This is a genomic window from Devosia sp. CN2-171 (genome assembly GCF_049354815.1).
Taxonomy (GTDB): domain Bacteria; phylum Pseudomonadota; class Alphaproteobacteria; order Rhizobiales; family Devosiaceae; genus Devosia_A.
Genome location: NZ_CP186479.1, coordinates 4,254,219 through 4,278,368 on the forward strand (window position 1 = coordinate 4,254,219; position 24,150 = coordinate 4,278,368).

A 24,150-nucleotide genomic window follows, 5' to 3' on the forward strand; every position below is an offset into this window, starting at 1 on the left:
GCGAGATGGATCCCTGCCTTCGCAGGGATGACACCTGTGGGTGTGGCACTGGTCTGTCTCCAACCAACCATCGAAGGGCAGGGGATGCGGATGGCGGCGAGAGGTGCCGCCATCCGCCGGTCGGGAGGACCGGTTACTGGCCCGAGGGCTTGAGGTTGTGGATGACGAGGTTGAACGCCTCCCACGGAGTATACGGGGCCACATACGGATCGGCGGCTGACGGCCAGCCGGTCCAGTACGTGTTGTTGAAGGTCACCACGTGGTACTCCTCGAGCAGGTCGATCTGCGGGATGTCCCGCAGGGCGATGTCGAGGGCCGCGACGGCATTCTTCATGTAGTCCGAGTTCGGATCGGTGCTGGCCGGAACGGCGTCCATGGCATCGATCAGCTTGTCGTAGTCCGCGTTCTCGTAGCGCGATGCGGCGACGAGGTTCGGAGCCGTCTCACCGAGCGGACGCGAGAACTTGGAGTGGTAGTGCTGCAAGGTCTCGAGCGGCTCGGACAGTGAACCACAGTGCACGAACACCATGGTGTCGAAGTTGCCGGACTGGATGTCTGGCAGCCACGTGTCATCAACCGGAGCCTGCACTGCATCGAAGCCGGCGTTCTTGAGCTGCTGGGTCAGCGGCGCAAGAATCGGCTGGATGAAGGCCGGGGTGCGGACGTTGACGGTGAGCGGCGTGCCATCTTTGGCCCAGACGCCGTTGGCATCCTTGGCGTAGCCGGCCTTGCCCATGAACTCCTCGACCTTGGCCGGATCGGGATTGTCCAGGTTGTACTTGTCGAGCACGGCCTTGAGCGGGCTGCCCTCGCCGAGCCAGGTGCCGGCCATGTAGTTGGAGAAGGCGAACGTCACCGGCTTCTGGCCGCCTTCGTAGCCGATGTCGTTCAGCTCGGCGCGATCGATGGCGTAGTTGATCGCGTAGCGCAGGTTGACGTCGTTCCAGGGTTCCTTCTTCTGGTTGAAGACCAGAGAGTAGTCGCAGCCATCGGGAGCGCCCCAGTTCGGCCCTTCCGGATTCCACGACGCCAGCTTGTCGTTCTGTGCCCGGGCGGCCTCGAACGTGCCGATCAGCAGCTGGCGGCCGCCGTCGATCTGGTTGGCGATGTGGAGCTGGCCCATGGCGTCGTCGGACGAGACCGGAACCAGCGTGATGCGCTTGGGCGCCGGCAGGTCCTGGAAGCCGATCTTGGCACCCCACCAGTCGTCGCGGCGATCGAAGATCTCCTGCTGGTTGGTGGTGAGCACGAGCTTGTAGGCGCCGGTGCCGACCGGCCAGCCCTTGGCGAGATCGAAGTTGGTGAAGGTCGCCAGATCCTGGCCTTCCCAGATGTGCTTGGGCAGGGTGGGGTAGTGGTTCTCGTGGCCAAGCGCGAGGAAGTCGCGGATGAAGCGAGGTGCCGCCTTGTTGAAGTTGATCTTGAGGTTCAGCGGATCGGTGACCTCGACGTCCTTTACCCATTCCTTGAACGAGGCCGAGCCACCGATCTCGGGGGCGGCATCGCGCAGGGCTTCGAGGGTGAACTTCACGTCGTCGGCGGTGAACTTCTGGCCGTCGGACCACTCGACGCCATCACGCAGCTTGATCGTGGCGCTCATGAAGTCGGGAGCATACTCGAAGCTCTCGGCCTGCCACGGGACCAGCGTGCCGTCGTTGAGATTGGTATAGAACAGCATCTCGTTGACGGTGAACTGCATCGCGTCGCGCTGGTGCGTGACCGAGGTCAGGTAGGGGTTCCAGTTTTCTACGTTGGCGAACTGGGCCGGCTGATCGCCCCACGGGGTGAGTACCAGCGTTTCGTTGCGCGGCACGTCCGCAACCTGTGCGAACGCGGTCGTTCCCATCAGCAGCGCGAGTGCGCTGCCGAGCAAGAGTGCACGTTTCATAATTCCTCCTCCTTTGGCCGCCCCTCAGCGGCCTTTGACAAAAACTAGAGCGCCATCTCCTCGATTGCCTTCTTCGACAGGCCGTGGCCGAAACCGGGCTCGTCGCTAACGACGACATAGCCGTCCACGGGGACCGCCATGCCGGGATAGTTGTTGGTGTCCTTGAGCGGCTGCCCGGGGGCGCCGCCGACGAAGAATTCGCCCCACTTCGAATTGGTCGACGCGATGGTGAAGTGCTGGCCGTAGGGGGTGTTCATCCCCGCATGGCAGAAGAGCTCGAGCCCCGCCGCATCGGCGATGGCGGCGATCTTCTGGCAGGCGGTGAAGCCGCCGACCCAGTGGATATCGGCCTGGAAGATATCGACGACGCGATCCTTGGCGGCTTCGAAGAAGGTGTAGGGCGTGTACCAGTGCTCGCCGGTGGCCAGCGTCTGCCACGGCAGGCGCTCGCGTAGCGCCTTGTGCGAAGTGTGGTCCTCGGGGATCAGGCAGTCCTCCATCCACTTGAGGTTGAACGGACGCAGCCGGTGGGCGAGGCGGACGGCGAACTCGACGTCGAAGGCCATCCAGCAATCGAGCATTAGCTCGACCTTGGGGCCGATCAGCTCGCGCGCCTTGCCAACGAAGGCCTCGTTCTTGTCGAGCGCTTCGAGCCCATCGGCAGTGCCGTAGGGGCAGGCTAGTTTCGTCGCCTTGAAGCCCAACTCCATGTGCCAGTCGGTATCGTTACCAGTGGCGTAGCAGAACTGCTTGTCGCGGGCGGCGCCGCCGGCGAGCTCGTATACCGGGAGCTTCAGTACTTTGCCCTTGAGGTCCCAGAGCGCCAGGTCGATGCCGCTGATGGCGTAGCTCGCGAGGCCCGACGGGGAGTAGGGCGAGGTGATGCGCATCATCATGTCGTAGAGCTTTTCGGTGGCGAGGGCGTTCTCGCCTTCGAGCAGCGGCGCGATGTGGTCGTTGATCAGGCTGATGGTGGGCTGGCCGTAACCGGTGGTGCCAAACCCCCACGAGCCGTCATCGGCGGTCACGAGAATGCCGACGGCCGGGAACTTCGCGTTCCAGCTGGCGCGCAGGGCCTTGTAGCGCGGGTAGCGCGACATGGGGTTGGCGACTTCGGCGTCCTTGGTCCATGGCGGACGGCGCGCGGTGCCCTTTTGCTTGGCTTCCTCGTAGGTACCGCCCGCAATCGGGCTGGTGATGGCAAAGGCTTCAATGGATTTGATCTTCAACGAATAAGTCCTCCAAATCGTGGTCGCCGGCCCTCCAGCCGGCTGCGACCGCTCAGGCCGGAATGCGGTAGAATTTCCTCGCGTTGTCGCGGAACAGGCCGTTCCGTTCGGTCTCGGTGGCGTCGCTGACGATGTCGCTGAATGCGCGCCAGACGGTGCGGAAATCGCTGTAAAGCTTGTCGACAGGGAAGTTGGACGCGAACATCGCCCGACCGGGGCCGAAGGCCTCGAGGGTTTCGAGGACGAGCGGGCGGATGCTTTCGGTGGTCCACTTGTGGTCGAGCATTCCGAGGCCGCTGATCTTCGCCACGATGTTGGGTTGGGCCGCCAGCGTGCGGAGGCCGGCCTTGTACTGCTTCCAGCCGCTCAGATGGCGATCGGCCCACATGCCTGCGTGGTTGAGTATGATCCGCGTATCTGGAGCCTTGGCGGCGAGGGCGGCGGCGGTTTCCATCTGATGCGGATAGAGCTGCAGGTCGAAGCTCAGGCCGCGCCGGCCCAGTTCGCGCAGGCCTTCGAGGAATTGCGGTTCGCCCATCAGGTCGCGCGAGACGTAGCTGCGCTCCGGATTGGGGTGCATGTTCACAACCTGGCGGATGCCGCGGAAGATCGGGAATTGCAGGTGCCTGTCGAGCAGGGCGGGGAAATTGGTTGAGGTCAGGTCGCCGTTGCCGACGATGACAAGGGGCAGCGGATTGGCGTCCGCCACCTTCTGTAGCGTCTCAGTTTCCTTGATCGGGTCGGTGGGGAACGCCTCCACATGCACCGCACCCACGATCTCGAACTCGTCGCCGCCTTCCTCGAGATATTCCTCGATCAGGTAGGAGCGGGCGATGGCGGCGTTACCGCCGCCTTTGCCGGGCTTTTCGAAATGCGGGTAGATCCTCGTCCAGAGGTCCCACAGGTGGATATGCGGATCGACGATCTGGAGGCGTGCCATCGGGATCAGTCCAGCCGGAACATTTCTTCGACGGGCCATACCTTTGGACGTGCATCCTCATGCGTTTCCATATGCGGCTCCATCCACTTCCACCACTTGAGGACGACGGGATCGACGCCCTCGGTCTGCGATGGGGCGTTGTCGGGCTTTTCGAGGTAGGCGAAGAGCAGCAGGTCGTAGCGGTAGATGGTGTAGTTGGAGACGCCCTGGCTTTTCAGCAGCGCCACCATCTCGGGCCAGATCTCGTCGTGCTTGCGCTTGTACTCGGCTTCCTGGCCGGGCTTGAGCTTCATCACCCATGCGGATCGCATCGTTCAGTTCCTTCAGTGCATTGCGTGGGCGACCGCCCGCTCGCCCACGGGCTGCGGCGGCCATGAGCCGGTGTAGCCGAGGCGTCGGCTGACGTTGATGGCGGCATCGTTGAGCAGGTCGACCAACGGCTGGACGGCGGGGCCGGGAGCTTTCGGCGTCTGGCCGGAAATGCTCACCGCACCCACCGGCCGGCCGGTCCGATCGACAATGGGGACGCCGACGCAGAAGATGCCGTTCACGATCTCCTGGTTGTCGATCGAGTAGCCGCGCTGGCGAATGCGGCGGAGTTCATCGCGCAGCTCGCGTGGGTCGGTGATGGTGTTGGCCGTGTAGGTGGCGATCGGCTGGTCGAGAATGCGCTGCTGGTCGGCTTCGCTCATGAAGGCGAGAATGGCCTTGGCGCTGCCGCCGCAGTAGAGGGGCCCGCGCGAACCGATGCGCCAATCGAGCTGCATGCTTTCGTTGCCGCGCACCTTGTCGATGCAGACGCAGTTGTCGCCGCTGAGCACGTTGACGTTGACGGTCTCATGGGTCTGCTCGGCGATCGCCTCGCAATAGGGGCGGGTGAGGCGCGGGAGCTTGACGCCATCGAGCTGCAGATCGGTGATTTCGAGCAGGCGATAGGAGAGCTGCCAGGCGCCCTTGGCGTTGCGCTCGACGACTTTTTCTTCGGCGAGATCGACCAGCATCCGATGCACCGATCCGACGGGCAGGGTCAGCTGCTGCGAGACGCTCCGCGCGCTGAGCGCGCCTTTGCGGGCGAGCAGATCGAGGACCTGGATGGCGCGCTTGATGCTGGACATGGATCAGGTCACCGACCCAGACAAATGGATCAGTCGCTCGGCGCCGGACACAGGTATAGCGTTGGCGCCGCTGAGCACAAAGCTCCGCAAGCGCCCGAAACGCGCGGAAATCCGCACTTTGAGCCTCCCCTAACTCCTCAGTCGCCGCCCCGATTGTTCCATCGGTGGAATGCGATGTTCCAATAGTGAGCGCATACAGCGAGAGGGTCAACCGGGCGCGGAATACGACTTTAGGGCAGGGCTGCCATACCAGATGATGGAACAGGGCGTGCTCCGGCGTGACCTCACGCGCCGATGGTGGTCAGCCGAGCTTGTCGCGCAATGCGACGACGATGGCGCGTGCGAGGGCGGGTTGAGGGAGGGGAAGGGGCCGTCTTCGATTGTGCCAAGCAGGCGGAACGGCACCTCCCCCCTTTGCAGGGGGAGGTTGGGCTTTGTCTGCCTTCGGTGACGCGCTGGAGACTCAGACTTCGAGCAGCAGCGTCGCGATCTCGAACGGACGCAGCTGCAAGGTCACGGTGTTGCCGGTGACCTCAATGGGCCCGCCGCCTTCCTCCATCAGGTTGACCAGTTTCGCCGACTTCACCGGCACGCCGAAACTGATCGTCGCATTGGCGCGGGCGTTGGCATGCTCGAACACGCGCAGCACCAGTGCCTCGCTCTTTTCGGCCTTCTTCACCGTCTCCAGCGTGACGTTCGACTTGTCGACCGAGGCGAAGGAGAAGCTGGTGCTTTCTCCTGCATCGGAAGCGCGGGCGGAGGTGTCGCCAACCACCGCGACCGGATTGTTGAACCGCTCGGCGGCGACCGGAACATCGGCAAGATCGCTGACCCCGTCATGCACCAGCAGCGCATATTTGATGCGATGCTCGCCGCGATCCGACGCCGGGTCGGGGAAGGTCGCGCCGCGTAGGAGCGTGATGCGGACGAGTTGCTCGACGGCGTCGTAGCCGTATTTGGAGTCATTGAGCAGGGCGGCGCCGAAGTCGGGTTCGGAGATGTCGACCCAGCGGTGCATGCTGGCTTCGAAGCGGGCGCGGTCCCAGCTGGTGTTGCGGTGGGTGGCGCGCTTGACGTGGCCGAACTGGATTTCCGAGCGGATCTCCGAGATGTTGAGGTCGAACGGGAACTCAGCCTTCAGCACCGTCTGGCGCTCCTGCCAGTCGATGAAGGTGTCGAACTCGACCTGCTTTGCGCCGGCTTCGAGCGAAACCACCTGCACCACCTTCGAGCTCAGATACTGACGCTCGATGCGGATGGCCGCGCGATAGGGGCCGGTCTCCACCACTTCGATCCTGGCTTTGGCCGCCGAGAGCAGCCAAAACTGCTCCTCGAAATAGCGGTCGATGTCCCAAGCATCCCAATTGAGCGGCTTGTCCTCGTAGGCGACGAGCCGGTTGGCTGTCTCGCCCTTGGCGATCAGCTCGCGCTGATGCTGCTTGTCAAACACCGAACTGATCTCGCCCTTGCCGTCGAAGGCAACGCGGACGAACTCGTTTTCGAGATGCTTGGTCGACGCCGAAAGGCTGGACTTCGGCGCGCTGCCCCCGGCCACCAGTGAGGCCGAAGCCCAGCCGAGCGCTGGGATGTTCGCCGGAGCTGCAAGTGTCAAACTGCCATCCGCGCCGACGAGCTTCTGCAGCGGCAACGCGGTGCCGCCCTGTGCGAGCGCCGAGCCCTCGGATGCCCCCTCCACCCGCACCAGTACCCCGTTCCGGGCGTGGCCAGTGAAGTTGAAGAGCTGCAGGCCGCCCTTGCCGGTCGAGGCAACCGCCTTCGCCGCGCTGTGCCATGGGCCATTGCCCGAGCCCAGGGTCGAGAACAGACCGGCGTATTCGGCATCGCTATCGACATAGACCTCGGCGATCGAGGTGCCGGGGAGGATGTCATGGAACTGGTTGATCAGCACCAGCTCCCAGAACTCGTTGAGCTTTTCGGTCGGGTAGGGCGCCCCAGTCCGCATTGCCATGGCGCTGAGGAATTCGAGTTCGCGCAGCATCCGCTCGGCGCGGCGATTGTTGGCCTTGTTCTTGGCGACGTTGGTCAGCGTACCGCGGTGGTATTGCAGGTAAAGTTCGCCGTTCCAGGTCGGGAAGCGCTTGGCGTTCTCGTCCATGCGCTTGCTGAGCCGTTTGAGGAACGGTCCGATGCCTTCGAGCTTCACCTTCGGCGCGCCGGGAATGCCGCGTTCGAGCCGTGTGCCGCGCTCGATCATGGCGCGGGTCGGGCCGCCGCCGCCATCGCCATAGCCGTAGCAGACCAGCACCTCGTCGTTCGCCGACTTGGGCTCGTAGCGCTTCCACGCGCCCATGACTTCGGAGACCGAAAGGTCCGAATTGTAGGTGGTGAAAATGCGATCACTGTCGAACTTCTGCGCGGTGATAAGCTGCGCCTTGGTCTCGGTGCCGTCGATGCCGCGCCAGAAGAAGGTGTCGTAGGGGTGTCGGTCGGTGTCGTTCCAGCTGAGCTTTGAGGTGATGAAATACTCGAGGCCGGAGCGTTCGAGGATCTGCGGCATGTTGGCCGAGTAGCCGAAGGTGTCGGGCAGCCACACGGTCTTCGGCACGACACCGAAATGCTCGAGGTGGAAGCGGCGGCCGCGCATGATCTGGCGGACCATGGATTCACCGGAGACGATATTCGCGTCCGGCTCCACCCACATGGCGCCTTCGATCTCGAACTGACCGGATTTCACCTTCTCGATCAGACCCGCCCAGATCTCCGGGTAGTCGGTCTTGAGGAAATTGAAGAGCACCGACTGGTTGTACATGAAGACGAACTGCGGGTACTCGGCCATCAGGTTGAGCACCGTGGCAAAGCTGCGGCCGGTCTTGTCGCGGGTATGCATCACCCGCCACAGCCAGCCGACATCGAGATGGGTATGCCCCACCGCCGAAATGGTCGGCTGCACTTCGGTGTCGACCAGCTTGTAGATCTTCTCGGCGATCTTTTCGGCGGCCGGGAGCGAAGCCTCGAACTCGGGCGTTACGCCGCCGCGCCGGTCGAGCGCACGCAGCGACTGTTCGACGAGATTCAGGACCGCGTGGCGGCGGCTGTCCGTCTGCGGCAGTCTGGTCGCCACCTCAAGCGGCGTCATCAGGTCGAAATAGAGCTTCTCGGCGCGAGCGTGCCGCACCATCAGCTCGACCTTGAAGCCAACCAGCGGCCGGTCGAAGAAGGTGAAGGCGTTGACCAGCAGCGTGCGCTTCGTGCCCGGCACGGCGTTGCGGGCGATCACCAGCTCATTGTGGTTGCCATCGAGCGCCTGGGCGATCTTGCCGTCGAGATAGGCGAGGCATTGCGGGTCGGTCGAGCCCGGCCGGTCCTGCCACTGCGAGGTGAAGCGGAGCACGAACGTCTTGCCGCGCGCCGCCTCGGGCACGGTCACCTCGGCGGCGAACCAGGTGTGGCCCTGGTGCTTGGCCCAGACGGTGGTCGGGGTGAAGCTCGGCCACTGCCTCCAGTCGGCGGCGAGCGCTGCTGAGGTGTCGACATCGTCAGGCTGGTAGCGCCAGGCGAACGCCCCTTCGACGGGGGTGAGGATTTTCTCGTGCAGGTCGCGGCAGAGCCGGAACAGCTTCTCCTCGAGCTTGATGTCGTCATCAAGCAGACCGAGCCTGGTGGCGAGCGTATTCATATTCGTTATCCTTTGACACCGACGCCGGCGAAACCGGTGTTCATGTTTCGCCGCAACAGGAAGTACACGCCGACCGCCGGCGCTGCGTAGATGATGGAGAAAGCCGCAAGGAAGCCGTAGTCGATGGCGCCCTGCTGGCCGAAGGCCGAGTAGAGACCGACCGACATGGGGAACCCGGCTTCCGTTCGGGTGAAGATCAGCGGCAGCAGGAACTCGTTCCAAGCGCCGGTGAAGGTGAAGAACCAGACGACGGCGAGGCCGGCTCGCGACATCGGCAGCACCACGTGCCAGATGATGTGCCAGAGGCTGGCGCCATCGACATAGGCCGCTTCCTCGAGTTCGATCGGCACCGTGTCGAAGAACGTCTTCATCAGCAGCAGGGTGAACGGCAAGTTGAGGACCGTCAGCGCGACGATGACGCCGTACTGGTTCAACAGGCCGAACCGCTGAGCGGTAAAATACAACGGCACGATCACGCCGGCCGACGGCAGCATGCGCAACAGCACGAGCAGCCACAGGAAGGCGTTCTTGCCCGGGATGGTCATCCGCGCCAGCGGATAGGCGGCCGCTGCGGCAACGGCCACTGACAGCGTCGCGGTACCGGCCGCGAGGATCAGCGAATTGAGGAACTGCCGGCCGGCGCTGCCGCTGATCGCGCGGACGAAGTTGTCGAAGCCGATGGCGCTTGGAAAGCGCAGCACGCCGTTTGCCGTCGGATCGAAGGCATTGGTGAGCAGCCAGAAGAACGGGCTGACCCAGATCAGTGCCAAAAAGCTGAGGGCCAGCGCCATGGCGCGGGAGGGGGCGGTCCGTTCCATCACTTGGGCTCCCGGAGCAGGCGGACATAGAAGATGGAGAGCACGCCAACCACCACCAGCATGGCTACCGAAATGGCGCTGCCGTAGCCGATCTTGCCGATCTTGAAGCTCTGCTCGTACATTAAGATCGCCAGCACCTGCGTCTGCCGGCCCGGGCCGCCCCCCGTCATCGCGTAGATCAGCGGGAAGTAGGTGAAGGTCCAGATGGTGATGAACAGCATGTTGGTCGCGATATGCGGCCGGATGATCGGCAGGATCACCTGCCAGGTCCGCTGCCACAGCGACGCGCCGTCGACCTTGGCTGCCTCGACGATCTCGCGGCCGACCGAGTCGAGGGCCGCGATGAATAGCAAGTAGCTCCAGGCGGTGCCCTTCCAGACATTGGCGATGATGACGATCTGAAGCGCGAAATCGTTGAGGAAGTTCACCGGCGCGAGGCCGAACGGCGTGACGACGAGATTGTTGATGAGGCCTGTCTTGGTAGTCGTTGCCGACCACAGGAACGCGGCGACGATGTCCGGCAGCAGCCAGCCGAGCATGATCGAGACTTCGACCACGGTGCGCAGCATCCCGCGCTGGGTGCGCAGCGCCGAGGCGAGCACGAACCCCATAACGGTCTGGCCGACGATCGCCGAAAAGAAGGTGAAGGTGATGGTGGTGCCGAGCGATTCCAGGAAGCCGCGTCGGGTGAACAGCCGTTCGTAGTTGTCGAGGCCGATCCAGCTCCAGTCGGCCGATTTCTTGCCCACCAGTTCGATGTCGGTGAAGCTGAACGCCAGGGCCCAGCCCGTGAAGTAGATCAGCGCGCCGATGAGCACGACGGCTGGCAGCATTCCGGCAAGCAGCAACCAGCCATTCGAGGCTAGCCAGGGACGCATCTGGCGCATGGACGTAGATCCGAGAAACTAGAGCCTTACGAAAAAGGCGGCGCGGGTTGGGAGCTCCGCGCCGCCCCGGGAGGAGCGGAAAGTGCCGCCCTTATTCGTAGGTGATGACGTTCTCTTCGCCGAACTCGTCGATGAGCGACGCCTTGTATTCGGCGATCGCATCGTCAACCGAGGCGCCATCGAGGATCGCGGCGGTCATCTGCTGCACGAACGCAGAGACGCGCTGGTAGCCAGGATAAGTGTCGCGGCCAGTGGTATCGGCAGCCATGGAGGTTGCCTTGGCGAGATATGCGTCAGCGGTGTAAGCGGGCGATTCCGAGATATCGGTGCGCACGGCCATGCGCTTGTTCTTGACCGTCCAGTCGCCAAAGTTGCCCTTGTCGAAGATGGCGGTCAGCAGCTTTTCGGCAGCCGCCTTGTCGGCAGCCTTGGCATTGATGCCGATGGCCCAACCACCCGAGATGTTGGTGGTGGTCTTGGCGCCGGGCTCGCCCGAACCGGGCCACGGCGTCCAGGCGACGATGGCGTCACGCTCGGCGGTCGAGGGCAGGTTCACGCCGTTGCAGTCCCACAGACAGGCGTATTCCCACGAACCCGAGGCGAGGATACCCATCTTGTTGCCGGTCATCTCGGCACGGACAGCAGCGCCGATATCGGTGGCGTAGTTGATCGCCTTACCGGCCAGTTTCTGGTCCTGGTAGACCTTCTTGTAGAGTTCGAGCGTCCGGCGCAGGCCCGGGCTGTCGCCCACCCACTTGCCTGCGGCCCAATCGCGCAGCCGGTTGCGGCCCGCTTCCGGAACGTCGGCGCCGAGCAGCGCCATGTAGAAGCCCTGCATGGTGGCGGCTTCGCCCTGCTTGGTGCCGGCGGGGATCAAGAAGGCGTTCTCGACGCCGGTCTTGTCCTTGATGGTCTGCGCGGCGGCGAGCACGTCATCCCAGGTCTTGGGCGTCCACGGCGTAGCAATGCCGGCCTGCTTGAACAGCTCCAGATTGTACCAGAGCATGCGTACGTCGGTGTCGGTGGGGAGCGCATAGACATGGCCGTCATAGGACACCACGTCGAGAAGGCCCTTCATGTAGGCACCGTACTGGTCCCAGGTCGTCGCAAGGTCGTCGAGCGGCTGGACATAGCCGGCCGAGGCAAGCTCGGAGACGACGAAGCTGTCCATCTGGATCACATCGGCGGCGGTGCCGGCCGAAAGATCGAGCGCCACGCGCTCCACATAGCCATCGCCGGGCAACTTGATCGCCTCGACCTTTTCGCCGGTCGCCGCCTCGTAGTTGGCGATACCGGGCTCGACCAGCGAGGCCAGCCACTCGGCGTACATGATGCTCACCGCCTGGGCGGGTGCGGTGGCGGCCAGCAGGGCAAGCGCCGCCGCAGACGCCAAGAGAGTCCGTTTAAGCATGAATTCCTCCTCCAAGGGTTTGGCGTCGCAACCCTCATGCGTGGGCTGCGCGGCACCTCCTGAGTGCTCCCAGAGCTAAGCGCATTTATTGCAACGTTGCAATGATTGGCGCAAAATTCTCGGAGTGACGTACCTCAGAATGAATTATTGGCGTAAAATCAAAATGATAGAAGAGCGTTGAGTGCTCGAAGGTCTACGCGAAGGCGATTGCATCGATGCAATTTCTGCAGTTTCCGGCGTGCGGCCGGCGGTGTATGACAGGCCGGGGTTCAAGAAAAGACGATGGCGAAAATCAGGTCAGAAACGGGTAGGAGCATCCGCAAGCCGTCGGGCAAGCGGGCGACGCTCAAGACCATCTCGGAACTGACCGGGCTGAGCCTGTCGACGGTATCGCTGTCGCTCAGGGGCGGCGCTTCGCTCAAGGAAGAAACCCGCCAGAAAGTTGCGGAGGCCGCAGCGCTGGTCGGTTACGTGCCGGACCGGGCGGGCGTGCGCCTGCGGACCGGCAAGACGAACGTTATCGCGCTGGTGCTCGATGGCTCGGACGAGGCCATCGACTTCGCTCGCCACATGATCCGTGGCATTGGCGACGCCATCGGCGGCACCCGCTACCATCTGACGGTGATGCCGGAGTTCGACCGCAGCCGCTCGGTGGAGACAGTGCGCTATATCCTCGAGAACCGTACCGCCGATGGGGTGATCATCACTCATACGGGTGCCCGCGACCGGCGCGTGCAGCTGATGATGGACCACGATTTCCCGTTCGTTAGCCACGGGCGCACCGAGTTCTTCACCCCGCACGCCTTCCACGATTTTCATTCGGAAGCGTTCACCGAACTGGCGGTGGAGCGGCTGGTCGCCGTTGGCGCGCGTGACATCCTGATTTCGGTCGGCGACGGCACCACCAACAACTACCACAACATCGTTCGCACCTTTGAGCGCGCCATCGCTCGCTTCGGCGTTAGCGGCCGCGTCGTGGTGCAGGACGGCATCCGGCCCGCCTCGGCCGAGATGCGCCAGTTCGGCCGCGATCTCGCCGACCGGCCGGATCGTCCGGATGGCCTGATCTGTGACAGCGAGACACGCGCCATCTCTATACTGTGCGGCCTCGAGGATGGCGGCGTGCTACTCGGCCGCGACATCCATTTCATCTGCAAGCAGACTTCGGACATTCTCTCCACGGTGTTCCCCAACGTCGACACGATCGAGGAGGACGTGTACGCGGCCGGGCTGGAGCTGACGCGGCTGTTGCTCAGGCGGATCGAGGGCGAACCGGCCGAGGGGCTGCAAACGCTGAGCGAGCCGGTGGCGCACTGGCGGAGCTAGGTCGGAACAGAAGCTCTGGAGCGGTTGGCGAGGTCGACGTCGGCGGTCGTTCCCTGTTCAACGCCGAACCGTACCCGACGTGACAGCACGGTAAGGGCGCGTCTGGTCAGCGTTCCGCCAGTACGCGGCGCATCTCTGCGACAACTGCCGCGTCTGTTTGCCGGCGGGTTGGCTCGGCGAAACCGAGGCGGATGGCGTCGGGGCCGCGGGTGGGGATCGAGCTGGCGCAGGAGCTGTGGATTTCGTCGGCGGGGACGGCGTCGAGGAGTTGGGTGACGTTGTCGGGCTTGAGGCCGGAGCCGGCCATTACCTTGATGCGGCCGCGGGCCGTAGCATGGATGGCGCGGAGGCCGCCGATACCCTCGATGGCCGTGTGGGTGCCGCCGGATGTGAGGATGCGTTCGAAGCCGAGGTCGATGGCGGTCTCGGTGGCGCGGGCGAAATCGGGGACGAGGTCGATGGCGCGGTGGAGGGTGCTGCCGAGCGTGCCGCTGGCGTCGCGGAGGCGGCGGAGCAGGGGCTCGTCGAGCGTGCCGTCGGCATTGCTGGCGCCGAGCACCACGCCGGCGAGACCGGCAGTGCGGATCGCGTCGATGTCGGCGAGGAGAGCATCGATGTCGGCCCCGGCATGGACGAAATCGCCGGTGCGGGGACGGACGAGGGCGTAGACCGGGATCGGCGCCTTTGCTGCGAGCGTCATCAGGCCGGGCAGGGGCGTCAGGCCGCCGAGTTCGAGGCTCGAGCAGAGCTCGATGCGTTGGGCGCCGCCGGCGATGGCGGCTTCGAGGCTGCCGGCGTCGCCGACGCAGACTTCGAGGAGGGGCGTAGTCATGCGGCGAGTTCCGAGAAGCCGAGGATGGCGGCGCCGACGAGACCGGGCTCGACGGTGAGTTGGGCGGGAACGACAAGCGGCGTCGCGAGGCGCCGGAGGATGCGCTGGCGGACCGCGGCATCGAGCAGCTCGATGAAGGGCGCGACTTTGCCTAGCCCGCCGCCAACCGGGACGATGCTGGCGCCAACGACATTGATGACGAGGGCGAGCGGGCCGGCGAGGAGGTCGATCTGTACATCGATGGTGCGGGCGGCTTTGTCGTCGCCGGCGAGCCAGGCCTCGACGATGGCAGTGCTCGGCGCGTCGATGCCGTGGAGGTACTTATGGAGGCGCTCCATGCCGCGGGCGGCGCCGATGGTATCGACACAGCCAATCTGGCCGCAGCCGCAGGGAAAGCGCGGGATCTCGACGGGCGGCGTACCGGCGGAGGTGGCGGCGACCGGGCCGTGACCCCATTCGCCGGCAAAGCCGCCGGCCCCGGTGAGGATGTGGCCATCGACCACGATGCCGCCGCCGACGCCGGTGCCGAGGATGGCGCCGAAGACGGCGCGATGGCCGCGGCCGGCACCCTCGACCGCTTCGACCAGCGCGAACGCATCGGCGTCATTGGCGATCAGGACGCGGCGGTGGAGGCGGGCCTCGAGATCGGCGGCGAGCGTCCGGACGTCGATGCAGGGGATGTTGGCGCAGGTGATGATGCCGGTGTCGGGATCGACGACGCCGGTGATGGAAATGGCGATGGGGGCCGTGGCATGTGCCGCGTCGGCCATGGTGCGGATGGCTTCAGCGAAAGCGTCGAAATCGTGCAGCGGGGTCGGGATACGGCCGAGCGGGCGAAGGTCCGACGGGCTGGTGGCGACGGCGCCCTTGATGCCGGAGCCGCCAATATCAAGGCAGATGATCATACGCGTTGAGTGCTTTCTAACCAGCGGACGGCTACGGTCGGGAAGTCCGGCGACTCGCCGGATGAGGATACGATGACGACAGATGGTTGACCAAAGCCGGTCCGCACCGACGATCGATGATGTTGCCGCCCTGGCTGGCGTTTCGCGGGCGGTGGCATCGCGTGCCCTGTCCTCGGAAAAGCGGCCGGTGTCGGCCGAGAAGCGCGAGCGGGTGCTGAAGGCGGCGGCGGAGCTCGGCTACCGTGTGAACCTTCTCGCGCAGAGCCTCACCACCAAGACAGTCAACCTGATCGCGGTGGTGGTGAATCATATCCATGATCTCAGCGACCTCGACCTGTTCGACCTGCTGCTGGCAGAGGCACAAGCGATCGGCAAGCAGGTGATCCTCATCCGCGTCGGTTCGGTCGACAAGGTCGAGGAATTCCTGCGCCAGGGGGTCGCCTATCATGTCGACGCGGCGCTGGTGTTTTCCGATTTTGCCGATGCCGAGACGGTGCGGAAGATGTTCCGTTCGGACCAGGTGGTGATGCTGAACGGCCGGCACGACCGGCTGTCTCCGGCCATCATCCCCGACGAGGCGGCCGGCATCGAGCAGGCGATTGCGGACGCGGCGCGCAATGGCGTGAAGACCGCAGCGCTGGTGACCGGGCGCGCGTCCTCGCTGGTCGAACAAGCGCGCATCGCCAGCTATGTCAGCGGCTTTGCCAAGCATGGCATCGAACTGGTGCAGACGGTGCAGGGGGATTACTCCTACCAGAGCGGGCATACCGCGGCGCCGGCGGTGGTTGGCTTCGAGTGTCCGGATGCGGTGTTCTGCACCTCGGACGCGATGGCGATGGGCATACTCGATGTGTGCCGCGAGGATTTTCCGAACAACCGGCCGACCCGCTTCCGGCTCTATGGCTTCGACAACCTGTCGCTGACCGATTTCGACGCCTATCCGATCTCGTCCATCGGGTACGACAAGGCCGCCTATGTGCGGGAAATGATCCGCGTGGTGTCCGATCCCATGGCATTTACGCCGGGTGATCCGCCGGTCGTGGTTCCGACGCGGTTCGTGCCGCGGAAGACGAGCTGAAAGGAGATCCGGGCCGCCTTTGGGGGACAGCCCGGACATTTGCCGATGCGGCTGGGCAGGGACGTCCCGCCGCGTCGGCTAGGGATTTACCACAGCGGGTTGAGCTGCGGCGGGTTGGCGGTATCGCCCCACCACTTCTTATAGTTGGCCTCGTAGGCGCCCGACTGGATGTAGTCGGACACGAACATGTCGAGCCAGCGCACGAACTCGATATCGCCCTTGGCGACGGCGATGCCGATCGGGTCGTTGGAGTAGAGGCCCGGCAGGGTCACCAGCGACGGGGTCTTGGTGGCGAGGTAATCGAGGAGCGACGAATCCTCGATGGCGGCATCGACGCGCTTCTGCTGCAGCTGCAGCACGCCATCGGGCGCGAACTGGTCGACATAGACGAGCTCGGCGGTCGGGACGGCGGTCTTGAGGAAGGTTTCACCGGTAGTGCCGCGGCCGACGACGACCTTCTTGCCGGCAAGGCCTTCAAGCGAGGTGATGCCCGAGTCAGCCTGGACGATGACGCGGAGGCCGGCACGGTTGTAGGGGATGGTGAAGTTGACCGACTTGGCGCGCTCGAGCGTCGCCGAGGTGTTGGCGACGACGATATCGAGCTGGCCCGAAACGAGCATCGAGATGCGGGCGTCGCCCGACACATCGGTGAACTCGACCGGGACGCCGAGCTTGCCGGCGATCATGTTGGCGACGTCGACGTCGTAGCCGACCGGGTTGTTCTGGGCATCTCGGAAGCCGATCGGCTCGCCGCCGAGCGACACGCCGATGCGGACGACGTTGCGCGAACGGATGTCGTCGAGCATGCCGGCCATGGCGGGTAGGGCCGTGCCGGCGACAAGCGCCAGAGCGGCAATGGCAGTCAGAATACGCTTCATGTTCAGGTTCCTCTCCTTCGGATAAGTCTTTGCAAGAGCAGATAGTCTTCGCAGCCTAGATAGTCTTTGCATCCCGGAGCTCGGGCTCCGGCATGTCGTCGGTCCAGAGCCAGTAGCGGATGTCGCCGGGGCACCGGAAATTCACGACCTGATGGTTCCCTTTGGCGTCGACAGCATGGATGACCACGCCACCGAGGAACCCGTCGGTCAGTTCATCGAGTTCCTCGACGGCGAGCTTGACCGCGTCGCCGAGCGAGTAACCGAGCTTCATGGCGAGGACGACGGTGCGGCTCGTGGCGCAGCGCATGGTCATTTCGCCGGTATGGGTGCAGGCGGCCGCGCCGTAGCGGCTATCGGCATAAAAGCCGGCGCCGGGGACGGGGCTGTCGCCGAGGCGGCCGGGGTATTTCCAGGCCCAGCCGGAGGTGGAGGTCGCCGTGTGGATGCCGCGGGTGGGATCGGCGCTGAGATAAACCGTGGTGTCGCGGACGCGTTCGGGGTCGGTGATGGTCTTGAGCAGGGGAACGAGCGGGGTGTTCGGGAAGGCCGCCTTCTGCTCGGGCGACATTTCCTTTTCGAGCCGCTCCCACCAGACGCGCTTCGAATCTTCCAGCAGCACGTCGTCGAATGAGAAACCGGTTTCAGTGGCGAAGCGACGCGCGCCCGCGCCAGTCAGCATGACGTGGGGCAGCCGTTTCATGACTCCGTGGGCGAGGCGCGCGACCGGGATGGTGTTGGGGACGGCACCGACGGTGCCGACGGCGCGCGTGGTACCGTCCATTACTGCGGCGTCGCACTCCATTTCACCGAGCATATTGGGCCAGCCGCCGTGGCCGACACTGCGGACCCTGGTGTCGGCCTCGACCTTGCTGATGCCGGCGACGAGCGCTTCAAGGCTGTCGGCACCGGATTTCAGCAGCTCGACCGCGGTGGGGACGCCAGGCCAGCCCTCGGCATTGGCAACGAACAACATGGACTAGTCTTTCCGCATCTTGGAGAGGAACTGGGCGACGCGCGGCTGCGCGAGGCCGCCAGTTTCGGCGAAGAATTCCTTGGTCGGCAGATCGACCAGCAGCACGCCCTTTTCGAGGAAGACGATGCGGTTGGAGATCTGCCGGGCGAACTCGATTTCGTGGGTGACGAAGACCATGGTGGTGCCGCTTACGGCGACCTTGGCGAGGATATCGAGCACCTCGGCCGTCATTTCCGGGTCGAGGGCGCTGGTGACTTCGTCGAGCAGCAGGTAGCGCGGCTTCATCGCGAGAGCGCGGCAAATGCCGACGCGCTGGCGCTGGCCGCCGGAGAGCTGCGCCGGGTAGGCGTCGGCGCGGTCGCCGAGGCCGACGGAGGTAAGGAGGGCGCGGCCCTCCGCCTCGGCTTCGGCCTTGGGGCGCTTCAGTACCTCGACCGGTGCGAGCGTGATGTTCTGCAGCGCCGTCATGTGCGGGTAGAGGTTGAAGAGTTGGAAGACGGTGCCGGAGCGCTTGCGGGCTTCGGCGAGTTCCTTTGGCTTCGACACATCGAAATCGTCGACGGTGATCTTGCCGTCGTTGAGCTTTTCGAGGCCGTTGATGCAGCGGATCAGGGTGGACTTGCCCGAGCCCGACGAGCCGAGGATGGAGACCACCTCGCCGGGGTTCACTGTGAGGTTGACGCCATCGAGGACGGTGGCGGGGCCGAAGGATTTCTTGACGTTTTCGACTTTGAGCATTTCAGAGACCCCGGAAGGCGCTGTGGGCACGCAGGCGCTTTTCAAGGCGCGCGCCGAGCGAGGCGACGAGCTTCGCCGCGAGGTAGTAGAGGATGCCGACCACGGTCCAGACGATGAAGGGCTGGAGCGTGCGGAGGTTCAGCGTGGCGCCGATCTTGGCGAGGTCCATCACGCCGATCACCGAGATCATCGAGGTGACCTGCAGCTGGTTGACCAGGAGCGCCGTCAGCGGCCCGATGGAGAAGGCGAGGGCCTGCGGGGCGATGACGTGGCGCAGGACCTGCCAGCGCGAGAGACCGAAGACGCGGGCGGCCTCGACCTGGTCGCGGCCGATGGATTCAATCGACGACACGGCGATCACGTAGACGAAGGCGGCGGTGTTGAGCGACAGGGTGAGCACCGATGCATTCACCGGCGTCATGTTGAGGTGGAAGAAGGCCGGGAAGCCGAAGAAGACGAGGAAGAGCTGCACCAGCACCGGCGAGTTCTTGAGGATCTCGGCGACGAAGGTGATGAGCTGGGTCAGCACCAGCACGCGATAGAAGCGGACGATACCCCAGAGTGCGCCGAGGAACAGGCCGATCAGCGAGGTGACGAGGAACAGGCCGATCGTGACACCGAGGCCCTGGGCCAGCAGCACGATATCGAAGGGGGTAAACTCGGAGTAGCGCATCAGCTCACCTGGACCTCGAGATCGCGGTTGAGGCGGCGGTGCAGCAGGGTGATGCCGATGGAGACGAGGTAGGTCAGCGCGGCGTAGACGACCAGCAGCACGACATAGACCTCGAACGGCCGGAAGGTGTCGGAGGCGACTATCTTGGCCTGGCCGGTCAGCTCGTTGAGCGTGATGGTCGAGAGGATCGAGGAGGTGAGGATCATGTTGATCAGTACCGAGCCGAGCGGGCGGATCGAGGTGCGGAGTGCGATTGGGAGGACGATGCGGCTGAAGGTGACGCGCTTCGACAACCCGCTGACCTCGGCAGCTTCGAGAATGCCGTTGTCGATGGCGAGGATGCCGGCGCGGATGGCGTCCGAGGCATAGGCCCCGCCGGCAATCGAGAGGGCGACGACGCCGGTGGTGAAGGCGTCGATGTAGATGCCGATCTCGGGCAGGCCGTAATAGAAGAAGAACAGCTGGACGATGAACGGGATGTTCCGGAACAGATCGACATAGGCAAAGGCCAGCCGGTTGATCCACGTGTTCGACGAAGTCCGGGCGATGGCGACCAGCATGCCGAGGATGACGCTGCCGATGAGGGCGAGGGCACAGACCTCCGCCGTCAATAGTGCGCCTTCGGCGAGAAAGCCGAGATGCGGAATGAGAATGGTGAGGTCCAGCCGCACGCGTGCCTCATTGAGTGAAACCGGTTTCAGCGTAGTGCAGGGAGCAGGGGAGTCAAGGGGGAGGCTGGGGATAAGCCCGGTTCCTGCCCCTGTTGCTACCGGGCGATCAATCCTCGCCGGCGACGCATCAAAGTTCATAGACTCGCGCCAAACAGCCACTTACGCTCGAAGTATTGGTGGAGGGATGCCAGATGGTGCGGAGTATTTCAGGCGCGCTCAGTGTCGCGCTACTGAGTGGCATGTTGTCGTGGGGAGCAACGGCGCAGGAGACGGCACCACCGCCAGCCGAGGCTGCCGCCCCGGCGCCGGCGCCGTGGGCGGCCCGCTGCCTGAGCGAGGGCAGGGGCAGCGCGCTCGATTGCGTGATGGAGCAGCGTGTGGTGATGAGCAACACGGGGCAGTTGCTTGTGGCGGTCACCATCCGTATGCCAGCGGGCAGTACCTCGCCGGTGATGATGATCCAGACGCCCTATGGCCTTTACCTGCCGGCCGGATTGAAGCTTGCCGTGGGTGACCAGAGCTTCGACGCGCTGCCGCTGCAGACTTGTGACAACCAGGGTTGCTACGCCGGCGAACAGGTGAGCGAGGCCATGCTCACGGCGATGAAGGGTGGCGAGTCACTGCAGATCACCTTCCAGGACCAGGGGCGTCGGGACATCAATGTTCCGGTGTCGCTGCTCGGGTTCACCGCGGCGTTCGAGAAGATCCAATAACACGGGCATTGGAAAGATCCGGGGCCCGCGTGGGGCCCCGGAAGTATGTGGTCAATAGTCGAACTGCCTGGCGAGGGTCAGCTTGAAGGTGCGGCCCTTGGAGCGATCTGGCGAGAGGTTCTCGCGGTAGTCGGCGTCGAAGACGTTGTCGACGCCGAAGGTCGCTTCGATCCCCTCGAGCGGGCCGCTCTGCGGCTTCCAGGTCGTGAACAGATCGACCGTGGCCCAGCCTTCCGGGAGATCAGTCGGGCTGGTGGCCGCGGTGACCGCCGTCAGGGGATCAGCGGCGACGGTCAGGCGCGTGCCGTATTCGAGCCCGAACTCCTGCGAGCGCCCGCCGAGTGTGAACACCACTTTGTCCTGCGGGATCGAGTCGACATCGTCGCCCGCCTGGATGTTGGTCGAGCCTCCGACGATGTCCTCGGTATAGACGCCGCGCGTGTAGGTGTAGGCCAGCCGGGCGAACATCACGTCGCTCTCATAGGAGCCCTCGAGCTCGATACCCCAGATGCGCATCCCGCCGATGTTGATGAAGTACGGGTTGCCGGCTGACGTCACCGGATTCGACCGGATGCCATCGGTGATGTCGTTGTGGAAGGCGGTCGCCTTGAAGCCCGCCGAGTCGCCGCTGGTGATCAGATCGAAGCCCTGCAGGCCCAGGCCGATCTCGAAATTGTTAGAGGATTCCTTGGTCAGGTCGAGGTTGGGCGTACGCGCATACTGGCCCGCATTGGGGCCGGAGGTCTGGAGCGTGTACTGGTACATTTCATCGAGCGTAGGCATGCGCTCGGTATGCGCCGCAGAGCCGAACACATTGACGTTCTCGTTGAACTTGTAGAGCGCGGCGAGCTTGGGCGAGAAGGCGACGTCCTCGCTCGGCCCCGGCGAGGCGGGGATCTGGGTCGGGGTCGTCTCGGACGTGGTTTCGAGGCGCGAGTAGTCGAGGCGGGCGCCGACGATCACGGTGAAATTGTCGTTCCAGGTCTGCTCGGACTGGGCAAAGATGCCAACCCCAGTCGAGGTGCCCTCGGGGTGGGTGGTGATGAGGTTGCCGGTCAGCGGCTCGGCGGTGCGCAACTGGTTGCTCGCCTGCAGGCCATACGTCAGGAAATTCTCCCAGCCTTCACCGTAGAATTCCGAAGTGTTCTCGACGTTGAACTGCACAGTCTCGTAGCCGTAGTCGGCGGCGAGAATGTTGCTGCCCATGAGGGTCGGGTTCTCCTGGTCCACCGCCGTGTTGGAGTAGGAGAGCTGGACCTTCAGGTCGAGCATCTCGTTGTCCTCAGCGGTGTTCTCGTAGGAGATGATCGCCGTCTGGTCGTCGACGGTGCGGTCGATCAAGCCGAACGCGGATTGCGTCCCGGTCTGGGCGTAGGGCTGCTGGTCGGCGTCGGAATTCCACTTCTGGTATGAAATGCGGACCGTCTCGTCGGCATCGAGATGGATCGTGCCCTTCAACAGCCCCGACCAGGCCTCGAAGTCGGACCCGGTGAGGTCGCTGCCGTCGGCGAGCCGCTGCAGATCGGACTGGCGGAAGTTGCCGGCGGCGAGGACTTCGAAGGTCTCGTTGATGCGCTGGGCAAGGATGCCCGAGACGAGCGTGCCGTTGCCGTTCGAGCTGTAGGAGCCCTTCAGCCGCACCGCGCCGGTCTTGCCGTCCTTGATGAAATCGGACGCGTCCTTGGTGGTGAAGTTGATCACACCGCCCATGGCGCCGGCGCCGTAGAGCGTCGAGGAAGCCGGGCCGCGCAGTACTTCGACGGCCTTGTAGAGCTCGGGATCGGAGAAGAACGAACCCATGCGGTACTGCTCGTAGAACTTCCGCGCACCGTCGATTGTGAGGATGATGCGGGCTTCGTCGCCAGAGGTCTCGGCTGCGCCGATACCGCGGATGTTGAAGCTCTCGCCGAGTACCCGCTCGGAGCCAACGATGGTGACGCCGGGTACATCCTCGAGCACTTCGCCGATCGAGCCGGCCTGCTTGTCGTCGATGTCCTTCTGGTCGACGACAGTCACGGCCTGGGGCGTTTCGATCGCCACCTTGGCCTTGCCGATGCCTACGACGATGCGTTCGAGCAGCGTCATGAAGGTTGTGTTCGAGTTTACGTCCTGCGCCTGCGCGGCCTGAGCCGACGCGATTGCGGCCAGCGCCACCCCGGCGAGCAACGCGCGTGCGTTCGCCCTGACCAGTCCCATTTGAGTCTCCGATTTCTAGAGGGTCCGGCTGGCTGGCTGCACGCTTGCTGGCTGAGCAGACTTCGGCCACAAACATGACTCGAAAAGTCCACTATTGATCCGTTTACAAATCCTGATACGGATAGTCAAGTTAGATGCAGGGCCGTAACAGCGCTGCGTCGCCACGACCCGGCAGGAGATGACGACACGATGACGACCCATACACCCGAGGCGATCCGCGACCTTCGGAGTGCGAACACGAAGATGCGCGAGCGCGATTTTGCCCGCATCCACAGAATCTCCGAAGCTGAGCTCGTCGCCGCCTATGTGGGGCAGGGCAACACGCGGCTCGTCGTCGATATCGCCGCGCTGCTCGAAGGCATGCCGGCCTGCGGCGAGGTGATGGCGCTGACCCGCAACGAATCCGTCGTGCATGAAAAGATCGGCCCATTCGAGAAGGGCCGTGCCAGCGAGCACAGCGCCATCGTCCTCGGCGAGCAGATTGACCTCCGCATTTTCCCGAGCCGCTGGAAGCATGGCTTTGCGGTGGAGAAGCTGAGCGAGGAAGGCGAAGTGCGGCGCTCGCTGCAGTTCTTCGACGGCGCCGGCGAGGCGGTGTTCAAGATTCACGCCAGACCGGCGACCGATCTGGTGGCGTGGCAGGCACTGGTCGAGAGACTGACCGCGCCGGAGCAGAGCCAGGTTGTGGTCGCGATGCCCTATGCCGAGAAAGACCAGGCCGCCGGCACGCCGGCGAGCGCAGAGGAACTGCGGACGTCGTGGGACCAGCTCACCGACACGCACCAGTTCTTCGGCATGCTCAAGCGCCTCAACCTGACGCGCATCCAGGCGATGAACATGATCGGCGAGTCCCACGCCTGGCCGGTGTCGTCGGAGGCGACGGCGAGCCTGCTGCAGGGCGCGGTGGCGCAGCCCGATCTCTCGATCATGGTGTTCGTGGGCAACCCGGGCTGCATCCAGATCCACTCCGGGCCGATCAAATCGGCCACGCCGATGGGGCCCTGGCTGAACGTGCTCGACGAGACGTTCCACATGCACCTGCGCCTCGACCATATCGCGCAGGCCTGGGTGGTGCGGAAGCCGACCGACAGGGGGCACGTCACGTCGCTCGAATGCTACGACGCCGAGGAGCGGCTGATCGTGCAGTTCTTCGGCAAACGGGTCGAAGGCCACGACGAGCGCCCCGCCTGGCGTGCCCTCACAGAGAGCCTGCCGCGCATCCCCCAGTCAACTGCCGCCTGA

At 64.4% G+C, this 24,150-nt stretch carries 21 protein-coding genes; 4 read left to right on the forward strand and 17 right to left on the reverse strand.

Annotation, left to right across the window (positions count from 1 at the left end):
- Positions 1 to 133 precede the first annotated feature (133 nt).
- The 9 genes from ACOYW5_RS21030 to ACOYW5_RS21070 form a co-directional block, all read right to left on the reverse strand.
- The gene (locus ACOYW5_RS21030; protein WP_423066827.1) at positions 134 to 1,888 is read right to left on the reverse strand and encodes an ABC transporter substrate-binding protein; all 1,755 of its coding nucleotides are present in this window, start codon (positions 1,886 to 1,888) and stop codon (positions 134 to 136) included.
- 44 nt (positions 1,889 to 1,932) lie between these two features.
- A complete protein-coding gene (locus ACOYW5_RS21035; RefSeq protein WP_423066828.1) occupies positions 1,933 to 3,117 on the reverse strand; it encodes an enolase C-terminal domain-like protein in 1,185 nt (394 codons plus the stop codon).
- 52 nt (positions 3,118 to 3,169) lie between these two features.
- Positions 3,170 to 4,057 carry an amidohydrolase family protein gene (locus ACOYW5_RS21040; protein WP_423066829.1) on the reverse strand — a complete coding sequence of 296 codons (888 nt, stop codon included), beginning with the start codon at positions 4,055 to 4,057 and terminating at the stop codon, positions 3,170 to 3,172.
- A 5-nt stretch (positions 4,058 to 4,062) separates the two neighbouring features.
- Complete coding sequence (locus ACOYW5_RS21045; protein ID WP_423066830.1) at positions 4,063 to 4,368, reverse strand: L-rhamnose mutarotase; 306 nt, start codon at positions 4,366 to 4,368, stop codon at positions 4,063 to 4,065.
- Positions 4,369 to 4,380: 12 nt separating this feature from the next.
- On the reverse strand, positions 4,381 to 5,172 hold the full coding sequence (locus ACOYW5_RS21050; protein ID WP_423066831.1) for an IclR family transcriptional regulator: 792 nt from the start codon (positions 5,170 to 5,172) through the stop codon (positions 4,381 to 4,383).
- 463 nt (positions 5,173 to 5,635) lie between these two features.
- Positions 5,636 to 8,809, reverse strand: a complete 3,174-nt coding sequence (locus ACOYW5_RS21055) for an alpha-mannosidase (protein WP_423066832.1) — start codon at positions 8,807 to 8,809, stop codon at positions 5,636 to 5,638.
- 5 nt (positions 8,810 to 8,814) lie between these two features.
- Entirely contained in the window at positions 8,815 to 9,627 is an 813-nt protein-coding gene (locus ACOYW5_RS21060) for a carbohydrate ABC transporter permease (protein ID WP_423066833.1), read from the reverse strand.
- Positions 9,627 to 10,514, reverse strand: a complete 888-nt coding sequence (locus ACOYW5_RS21065; RefSeq protein WP_423066834.1) for a carbohydrate ABC transporter permease — start codon at positions 10,512 to 10,514, stop codon at positions 9,627 to 9,629. The genes ACOYW5_RS21060 and ACOYW5_RS21065 overlap by 1 nt, the downstream gene beginning before the upstream one ends.
- A 91-nt stretch (positions 10,515 to 10,605) precedes the next feature.
- A complete protein-coding gene (locus ACOYW5_RS21070) occupies positions 10,606 to 11,925 on the reverse strand; it encodes an extracellular solute-binding protein (protein WP_423066835.1) in 1,320 nt (439 codons plus the stop codon).
- 282 nt (positions 11,926 to 12,207) lie between these two features.
- Between ACOYW5_RS21070 and ACOYW5_RS21075 the strand changes: the two genes are divergently transcribed.
- A complete protein-coding gene (locus ACOYW5_RS21075) occupies positions 12,208 to 13,251 on the forward strand; it encodes a LacI family transcriptional regulator (RefSeq protein ID WP_423066836.1) in 1,044 nt (347 codons plus the stop codon).
- Positions 13,252 to 13,357: 106 nt separating this feature from the next.
- On the opposite strand, the gene ACOYW5_RS21080 is transcribed toward ACOYW5_RS21075, so the two are convergent.
- Entirely contained in the window at positions 13,358 to 14,083 is a 726-nt protein-coding gene (locus ACOYW5_RS21080; RefSeq protein ID WP_423066837.1) for a copper homeostasis protein CutC, read from the reverse strand.
- Positions 14,080 to 14,988, reverse strand: coding sequence for an ROK family protein (locus tag ACOYW5_RS21085; RefSeq protein ID WP_423066838.1), 909 nt, complete (start codon positions 14,986 to 14,988; stop codon positions 14,080 to 14,082). The genes ACOYW5_RS21080 and ACOYW5_RS21085 overlap by 4 nt, the downstream gene beginning before the upstream one ends.
- A gap of 82 nt (positions 14,989 to 15,070) precedes the next feature.
- Here ACOYW5_RS21085 and ACOYW5_RS21090 point away from each other — a divergent pair, with 82 nt between their 5' ends.
- Positions 15,071 to 16,066 (forward strand): LacI family DNA-binding transcriptional regulator, encoded by a 996-nt coding sequence (locus ACOYW5_RS21090; protein ID WP_423066839.1) that lies wholly within the window; start codon positions 15,071 to 15,073, stop codon positions 16,064 to 16,066.
- Positions 16,067 to 16,152: 86 nt separating this feature from the next.
- Here ACOYW5_RS21090 and ACOYW5_RS21095 read toward each other — a convergent pair whose 3' ends face one another.
- The 5 genes from ACOYW5_RS21095 to ACOYW5_RS21115 are packed head-to-tail and all read right to left on the reverse strand — an operon-like array spanning position 16,153 to position 19,999.
- The gene (locus ACOYW5_RS21095) at positions 16,153 to 16,944 is read right to left on the reverse strand and encodes a transporter substrate-binding domain-containing protein (protein WP_423066840.1); all 792 of its coding nucleotides are present in this window, start codon (positions 16,942 to 16,944) and stop codon (positions 16,153 to 16,155) included.
- A gap of 55 nt (positions 16,945 to 16,999) precedes the next feature.
- A complete protein-coding gene (locus ACOYW5_RS21100; RefSeq protein ID WP_423066841.1) occupies positions 17,000 to 17,917 on the reverse strand; it encodes an isoaspartyl peptidase/L-asparaginase in 918 nt (305 codons plus the stop codon).
- 3 nt (positions 17,918 to 17,920) lie between these two features.
- Positions 17,921 to 18,655 carry an amino acid ABC transporter ATP-binding protein gene (locus tag ACOYW5_RS21105; RefSeq protein ID WP_423066842.1) on the reverse strand — a complete coding sequence of 245 codons (735 nt, stop codon included), beginning with the start codon at positions 18,653 to 18,655 and terminating at the stop codon, positions 17,921 to 17,923.
- A gap of 1 nt (position 18,656) precedes the next feature.
- A complete protein-coding gene (locus ACOYW5_RS21110) occupies positions 18,657 to 19,328 on the reverse strand; it encodes an amino acid ABC transporter permease (protein ID WP_423066843.1) in 672 nt (223 codons plus the stop codon).
- Positions 19,328 to 19,999 carry an amino acid ABC transporter permease gene (locus tag ACOYW5_RS21115; RefSeq protein ID WP_423066844.1) on the reverse strand — a complete coding sequence of 224 codons (672 nt, stop codon included), beginning with the start codon at positions 19,997 to 19,999 and terminating at the stop codon, positions 19,328 to 19,330. The genes ACOYW5_RS21110 and ACOYW5_RS21115 overlap by 1 nt, the downstream gene beginning before the upstream one ends.
- 191 nt (positions 20,000 to 20,190) lie before the next feature.
- Here ACOYW5_RS21115 and ACOYW5_RS21120 point away from each other — a divergent pair, with 191 nt between their 5' ends.
- Entirely contained in the window at positions 20,191 to 20,712 is a 522-nt protein-coding gene (locus ACOYW5_RS21120; RefSeq protein ID WP_423066845.1) for an invasion associated locus B family protein, read from the forward strand.
- A gap of 51 nt (positions 20,713 to 20,763) precedes the next feature.
- Here the strand turns inward: ACOYW5_RS21120 and ACOYW5_RS21125 are convergent, their stop codons facing one another.
- Positions 20,764 to 22,908: a TonB-dependent receptor domain-containing protein gene (locus ACOYW5_RS21125; RefSeq protein ID WP_423066846.1), complete on the reverse strand. Its 2,145-nt coding sequence runs from the start codon at positions 22,906 to 22,908 to the stop codon at positions 20,764 to 20,766.
- A gap of 189 nt (positions 22,909 to 23,097) precedes the next feature.
- On the opposite strand from ACOYW5_RS21125, the gene ACOYW5_RS21130 reads away from it, so the two are divergent.
- On the forward strand, positions 23,098 to 24,150 hold the full coding sequence (locus ACOYW5_RS21130) for a hemin-degrading factor (RefSeq protein WP_423066847.1): 1,053 nt from the start codon (positions 23,098 to 23,100) through the stop codon (positions 24,148 to 24,150).

What these genes read in the sequence shown, in the direction of transcription:
- ACOYW5_RS21030 (WP_423066827.1), bottom strand. Translation starts at nt 1,888, where the DNA reads ATGAAACGTGCACTCTTGCTCGGCAGCGCACTCGCGCTGCTGATGGGA.
- ACOYW5_RS21040 (WP_423066829.1), bottom strand. Translation starts at nt 4,057, where the DNA reads ATGGCACGCCTCCAGATCGTCGATCCGCATATCCACCTGTGGGACCTC.
- ACOYW5_RS21045 (WP_423066830.1), bottom strand. Translation starts at nt 4,368, where the DNA reads ATGCGATCCGCATGGGTGATGAAGCTCAAGCCCGGCCAGGAAGCCGAG.
- ACOYW5_RS21050 (WP_423066831.1), bottom strand. Translation starts at nt 5,172, where the DNA reads ATGTCCAGCATCAAGCGCGCCATCCAGGTCCTCGATCTGCTCGCCCGC.
- ACOYW5_RS21055 (WP_423066832.1), bottom strand. Translation starts at nt 8,809, where the DNA reads ATGAATACGCTCGCCACCAGGCTCGGTCTGCTTGATGACGACATCAAG.
- ACOYW5_RS21060 (WP_423066833.1), bottom strand. Translation starts at nt 9,627, where the DNA reads ATGGAACGGACCGCCCCCTCCCGCGCCATGGCGCTGGCCCTCAGCTTT.
- ACOYW5_RS21065 (WP_423066834.1), bottom strand. Translation starts at nt 10,514, where the DNA reads ATGCGCCAGATGCGTCCCTGGCTAGCCTCGAATGGCTGGTTGCTGCTT.
- ACOYW5_RS21070 (WP_423066835.1), bottom strand. Translation starts at nt 11,925, where the DNA reads ATGCTTAAACGGACTCTCTTGGCGTCTGCGGCGGCGCTTGCCCTGCTG.
- ACOYW5_RS21075 (WP_423066836.1), top strand. Translation starts at nt 12,208, where the DNA reads ATGGCGAAAATCAGGTCAGAAACGGGTAGGAGCATCCGCAAGCCGTCG.
- ACOYW5_RS21080 (WP_423066837.1), bottom strand. Translation starts at nt 14,083, where the DNA reads ATGACTACGCCCCTCCTCGAAGTCTGCGTCGGCGACGCCGGCAGCCTC.
- ACOYW5_RS21085 (WP_423066838.1), bottom strand. Translation starts at nt 14,988, where the DNA reads ATGATCATCTGCCTTGATATTGGCGGCTCCGGCATCAAGGGCGCCGTC.
- ACOYW5_RS21090 (WP_423066839.1), top strand. Translation starts at nt 15,071, where the DNA reads ATGGTTGACCAAAGCCGGTCCGCACCGACGATCGATGATGTTGCCGCC.
- ACOYW5_RS21095 (WP_423066840.1), bottom strand. Translation starts at nt 16,944, where the DNA reads ATGAAGCGTATTCTGACTGCCATTGCCGCTCTGGCGCTTGTCGCCGGC.
- ACOYW5_RS21100 (WP_423066841.1), bottom strand. Translation starts at nt 17,917, where the DNA reads ATGTTGTTCGTTGCCAATGCCGAGGGCTGGCCTGGCGTCCCCACCGCG.
- ACOYW5_RS21105 (WP_423066842.1), bottom strand. Translation starts at nt 18,655, where the DNA reads ATGCTCAAAGTCGAAAACGTCAAGAAATCCTTCGGCCCCGCCACCGTC.
- ACOYW5_RS21110 (WP_423066843.1), bottom strand. Translation starts at nt 19,328, where the DNA reads ATGCGCTACTCCGAGTTTACCCCCTTCGATATCGTGCTGCTGGCCCAG.
- ACOYW5_RS21120 (WP_423066845.1), top strand. Translation starts at nt 20,191, where the DNA reads ATGGTGCGGAGTATTTCAGGCGCGCTCAGTGTCGCGCTACTGAGTGGC.
- ACOYW5_RS21125 (WP_423066846.1), bottom strand. Translation starts at nt 22,908, where the DNA reads ATGGGACTGGTCAGGGCGAACGCACGCGCGTTGCTCGCCGGGGTGGCG.
- ACOYW5_RS21130 (WP_423066847.1), top strand. Translation starts at nt 23,098, where the DNA reads ATGACGACCCATACACCCGAGGCGATCCGCGACCTTCGGAGTGCGAAC.